The sequence below is a fragment of the Flavisolibacter ginsengisoli DSM 18119 genome, assembly GCF_900129295.1.
Taxonomy (GTDB): domain Bacteria; phylum Bacteroidota; class Bacteroidia; order Chitinophagales; family Chitinophagaceae; genus Flavisolibacter; species Flavisolibacter ginsengisoli.
Genome location: NZ_FQUU01000015.1, coordinates 111001 through 117000 on the forward strand (window position 1 = coordinate 111001; position 6000 = coordinate 117000).

Consider the following 6000-nt stretch of genomic DNA (forward strand, 5'->3'; position numbering starts at 1 on the left):
AAAGAACAGGACCCACACATAAAATTATAATGATGTAAATGAAAGATTTTTAGTACCACGCCATGATTGAGGCCTTGTAGGCACAAAGGCGCCATCTATTATTTTTTCAATCTCATCTCCACATTTTTACCAGCGATCTTCAGCAATTGCTCAGCACCTTTTACAGATTGAACCATTAACAATATAAATTCATTATCCATCTTTTTACCTGCTGAGGATTTATAAAAATTTATAAGATCATCTACTTCCCTTTCTGTAAATCGTTTCCTATATAGATTAACAAAACTATTTTCCAGTAGTTGCCCGGTTTTGCCGGTTGTTATCTCCCGCTGTAATTCTATATAGAACTCTTTTGAATGTACCTTATCCTTCTGCTGCTCTTCCATTAGTTTCATTCGAATGATATTTTCTGTTGTCAACCCTTTCCGTTCATTTTTCAGGACCTTAATCTTTTTTGTAAATGCATCATCGGGAGGGGGCAGGGTATCTGCTTTTAAAATATCTGCTGTATCCAAAGCCTTTAATGCTTTTACGAAAGAAGAGTCAATTTGCGAAAAAGCGTCCTGGCATAAAAAGCATAGCAATAAAAAAAGAAAAAACTTCATATTAAATATTTAGAAACCAATAAATCCAATTCTATTAAAGATAACAGGGCCAGGTAGTCTTTATTCCCGGGATTCAATGAATGATCATGATTCATTTCCTGATTTTCCCTGCTCATAAGGCTATATCTGCCTTTCATCTACTAAAAGGTAGTCAGTTTTTTAAAGATTATACATTTTGCACCCTCATTTAAAGGTTTTAAATCAAGTAAGCAATGTTCAGAATGATAGGGAATTTCCGAAGCTATTTATTGGCAGGCATTTTTTTGTTCCCCTCAATTTTCCCTAAAGCACAAACTTCTCTCTGCAGTTTACCTGCTATCAGAACTTCGTTTGCCATTAAAGTTGACGGAGACCTCGGTGATCCTGCATGGGCAACTGCTGCTGTTGCCCGCAATTTTATTGAACAGCGGCCTTCTTATGGAAGAAAGGAACAGGAAAACACTAAAACGGAAGCTTTTATTCTTTACGATGACAATGCCATATATGTGTCCATGTTCATGCATGAAAACAGCAAAGACAGCATATCCACGGAACTGGTAGGGCGCGACCAGATTGGTGTTAATGATTTTGCAGGTGTGATGTTCGACACCTATGAAGACAAGATAAATGGTGTCGGGTTTTATGTTACCCCACTGGGAGAACAAATGGATTGCAAATACTTCCTCAACAATGAAGATGAAAGTTGGAGTACTGTGTTCCAGACTGCCACTAAAATAACCGACAAAGGTTGGTCTTTTGAAATGCGCATCCCTTATTCTGCGTTGCGTTTCAGCAAGGAAAAAGTGCAAAGCTGGGGTATCAATTTTGTACGCCGCCGCACCCGTACCGGCCAACAATTTTTATGGAGCCCCCTTGACCCTAATAAATTTGGAACCATGAACCAGGCAGGTACCTGGAAAGACATCAGGGACATTCAATCACCTCTCAGGCTTTCCTTTTCACCCTACCTTTCTGCGTACATGGATAATAATGCATCCAATAATAAAGGTTGGGGTTCCACTATCAATGGTGGAATGGATGTAAAGTATGGTATCAGCAAGGCGTTCACTTTAGATATGACACTGATCCCCGATTTTGGCCAGGTTCAAAGTGACAACCAGGTACTTAATCTAAGTCCTTTCGAGGTGAGGTATAATGAGAACCGCTCTTTTTTTACCGAAGGGACAGAACTATTCAACAAGGGTAATTTGTTTTACAGCCGCAGAATTGGTGGTCAACCCCTCAATTACTATTTGCCTTTAGATCAGCTGAAACCCGGCGAAACGCTTATTCAGAATCCCTCTGAAACCAAACTGTTGAATGCTACCAAGATCAGTGGCAGAACCGCCGGCGGCCTGGGAGTAGGCTTCTTTAATGCCATCACCAAGCCTCAGTATGCTACCATAGAAGATAATAACAAAACGCAGTATAAACTTGAAACCAACCCGCTGACCAACTATAATATCATTGTGCTGGACCAGACCCTGAAAAACAATTCAAGTATTACCCTTGTCAATACCAATGTACTCAGGAATGGCAAAGATTATGATGCCAATGTAACCGCGGGCCTTTGGGATCTATATGACAAAAAAGTTGACTGGAATTTCTGGGGCAAGGTGGCCAACAGTCGTTTATTTGGACAGCCCGCCCCGGGTAAAACGCTATCCGGATACAATTACGAAGTGAACCTTGGCAAATTCAGGGGCCCCTTTACTTTTGAGGTAGACCATTTTATGGCAGATGAAAAGTACCAGCAAAATGATATGGGTTATTTTACCAATAACAACTATTTCAATTATGGCACAGGTCTCTGGTACAAGATCATGCAGCCAAAAAGCTTTTACAACAACATCCGTGTCCAGGTAAGGGCTAACTATTCACAGCGGTATAAGCCACGGAGTTTCCAGTATTTCAAAGTCAACGCAAATGTCAACAGCCAGCTCAAAAATCTCTGGAACGTAGGATTGAATGCAAAATTTTCACCCGAAGAAAATGATTTCTATGAACCCAGGGTAGAAGGAAGGGTTTTTAAAAACCCGGGGTCTTATACCACAGGCTTTTTTATAAATACCAATACAGCAAAAAGATACAATCTATCCCTCCAGGGATTTCAAAGCCATTCATCCAGGTACAATGCGAACGGAACCCAGTTTATTATTGGAAACCAATACCGTTTTTCTGATAAACTTTCCATGGGCCTTACCAATAACATGGAATGGGTCAACAGGGATGCCGGCTTTGGCTTTATTAACCAGGCAGGAGATAGCATTCTATTCGGTTTGCGCAACCGTAACACAGTAGAGAACATATTTAATGTCAAATACAATTTCAATATTAAAATGGGGCTAAGCTTCAGGGCACGCCATTATTGGAGTAAGGTTCACTATACCCGTTTCTTTAACCTGGAGCAGGATGGCTACCTGAAGGAAGTAAATACTGTTGACCAGGATCCCAATAAGAATTTGAATCTTTTCAATATTGACATGGTGTATACCTGGCAGTTTGCTCCAGGCAGCTTTATCAATATCGCCTGGAAAGATGCTTCCCAATTATTTGACCAGCAGATACGTAATCAATACCATACTAATTTTTCCAACGTGTTGAATACGCCCCAGCAGAATAACTTTTCCATAAAGATCATTTACTACCTGGACTATTTATCCCTGCGCCATGCTGCTCATTAAAAATGAAATAACGAAATGAGTAAAAGATCCGGGAACTGTACCGGATCTTTCTCATTTTGATACCTCATGGATAGAGCTTTCAAATGCCCGGAGCCCTGGTTGATACTAAAACAGCTTTTAGAAAATTTTTCCTTCAAACTCTGTTCTAATGGCCTGGTTTTGGTAGGATTAATAAAGGATTTATCTTATATTTATATTACTCCTACCCTATTCATTGTAATCCAATTCAGGTACACATCCACTTTTATTATGAGAAAATTTTACGCTGCCCTGCCATGTACGCTATTTCTTTTATTTGCGCTTATTTTTTCGTTACAGGGAAATAGCCAGGTTCAGACTTTACGACCTAACGTTTATATCAATGCCGAATGCAATGGTTTTGCTGAATACCTTCCTGAAGGCTATAATACAGGAACCCAGACCTACCCCCTGCTAATATTTATTGAAGGCATTGGAGAAACCGGGAATGGTAGTCTTACAGATCTCCAGAAACTGTATAATAACGGGCCGCCCAAATATATCAATGAAGGCAGCTTTCCTACTTCCTTTACAGTAAATGGACAGACACACAGGTTTATCATCTTTACACCGCAGATTACTATTCCCATATGGCAACGCTATCCAACAGCTGCCGAGATCAATGAGATTATTGACTATGCTGTTTCGCATTACCGGGTGAACACCTCCCGGATCTATCTGGTAGGTATCAGCACCGGCGCAGGATCGGTATGGAATTATTGTGGTAGCAGTGCACTATACTCCAATCGGTTAGCAGCTATAGCACCATTTACAGGCACTGATACACCAACACTTGCTAAATCAAAGGTTATTGCTAGTACCAATTTGCCTATATGGGCATTTCACAACAGGTATGATGATGGAGTGGCACTGACCTACACTACTGGATATACCGATACCATTACCATGTTGGGTTGCAACCCGCCACCCAAAGTAACTATTTTTGATGCCTCCGGGCATGATAGCTGGTTTTACACCCTTGCAGGTGTTGTTCCTCCCAATAACACATTAAATGTCTACCAATGGATGTTGCAATATACCAGGGGTAGCAGTCCACCGCCTAACCAGCCCCCAACGGCCAATGCGGGTACTGATAAAACGATAACGCTTCCCACTAATTCAGTTTCCTTAACAGGTTCCGGATCTGACCCTGATGGAACTATTGCTTCCTATAGCTGGACAAAGGTTTCGGGGGGAGCAGCAACCATCAACAGTCCCGGATCTGCGTCAACAACTATCAGTGGCCTGGCGCAGGGAACTTATATCTTCCGGCTCACCGTAACTGATAATGCCGGCGCAACAGCTTCGGATGATGTAACGGTTATTGTCAATGCTGCCCCTAACCAACCTCCGACGGCCAATGCAGGAGCTGATAAAACAATCACCCTTCCAACCAACTCTGTGAGCCTGGCTGGCAGCGGATCCGATCCTGATGGCAGTATTACAGCCTATTCCTGGACGAAGGTCTCAGGTGGTTCAGCAACTATCAACAGCCCGGGAGCTTCCACTACCACGGTAAGTGGTCTTGTGCAGGGTAGCTATATCTTTCGTTTAACAGTAACAGATAACAGCGGCGCCACAGCTTTTGATGATGTGAATGTTACGGTGAACCCCGCTCCTAACCAACCTCCTACAGCAAATGCAGGAACAGACAAGAATATAACATTACCTACTAACAGTGTCACGCTTTCGGGAAGTGGTTCTGACCCTGATGGAACGATCACTGCCTATAGCTGGACCAAGGTTTCCGGTGGTGCTGCTACTATAAATTCGCCAGGGGCTTCCTCCACTACCGTTTCAGGACTGGTACAGGGAAATTATATCTTCAGGCTTACTGTTACAGATAATAGCGGCGCAACAGCCTTTGACGATGTCAATGTTGTGGTTAACGCCACGCCCAATCAATCTCCCACAGCCAATGCGGGTACAGACCAAAATATAACCCTGCCGACCAATGCTGTTACCCTTACAGGCAGTGGCTCAGATCCTGATGGATCTATTGCTTCCTATAGCTGGACAAAAGTAACAGGAGGGACAGCAAGTATTTCATCCCCGGGTTCAGCGTCAACCAGTGTTACAGGCTTGTCACAGGGAAGCTATACCTTCCGGTTAACAGTAACCGATAACAATGGAGCTACTGCTTTTGATGATGTAGTTGTCAATGTAAACGCTGCAGCTAATCAATCACCTACTGCAAATGCAGGTGCGGATAAAACAATTACACTTCCTGCCAATTCAGTTAGTTTAACAGGCAGTGGCTCTGATCCAGATGGTAGTATTACAGCTTATTCCTGGACTAAAGTGTCAGGAGGAGCAGCTACTATCAATAGCCCCGGAGCTGCCTCTACCACGGTTAGTGGCCTCACCCAGGGCAGCTATATCTTCCGTTTAACCGTAACTGACAATAATGGAGCAACCGCTTCGGATGATGTGAATGTTACCGTAAATGGTGCAGCCAACCAATCACCAACTGCCAACGCAGGAGCTGACCAAACCATCACCCTTCCTGCAAACAGTGTGACACTTTCAGGAAGTGGTTCAGATCCTGATGGTTCCATTGCTTCCTATGCATGGTCCAAAGTATCAGGAGGTGCAGCTACTATCAATAGTCCTTCTGCTGCTACTACCACGGTAAGTGGTCTTGCACAGGGGTCTTATATCTTCCGCCTCACCGTCACAGACAATGCTGGCGCTACAGCCTTTGATGATGTTTT

3 protein-coding genes are annotated in these 6000 nt (G+C 42.9%); 2 read left to right on the forward strand and 1 reads right to left on the reverse strand.

Going from position 1 to position 6000, the window contains the following annotated elements; all coding sequences use genetic code 11:
* Positions 1-98: 98 nt before the first annotated feature.
* Positions 99-605 carry a DUF2059 domain-containing protein gene (locus tag BUA53_RS16105; protein WP_072836423.1) on the reverse strand — a complete coding sequence of 169 codons (507 nt, stop codon included), beginning with the start codon at positions 603-605 and terminating at the stop codon, positions 99-101.
* A 212-nt stretch (positions 606-817) separates the two neighbouring features.
* Here BUA53_RS16105 and BUA53_RS16110 point away from each other — a divergent pair, with 212 nt between their 5' ends.
* Complete coding sequence (locus tag BUA53_RS16110) at positions 818-3268, forward strand: DUF5916 domain-containing protein (protein ID WP_084080172.1); 2451 nt, start codon at positions 818-820, stop codon at positions 3266-3268.
* A 249-nt stretch (positions 3269-3517) separates the two neighbouring features.
* The coding region (locus BUA53_RS16115) for a PKD domain-containing protein (RefSeq protein WP_245793181.1) at positions 3518-6000 on the forward strand (2483 nt) is incomplete at its 3' end.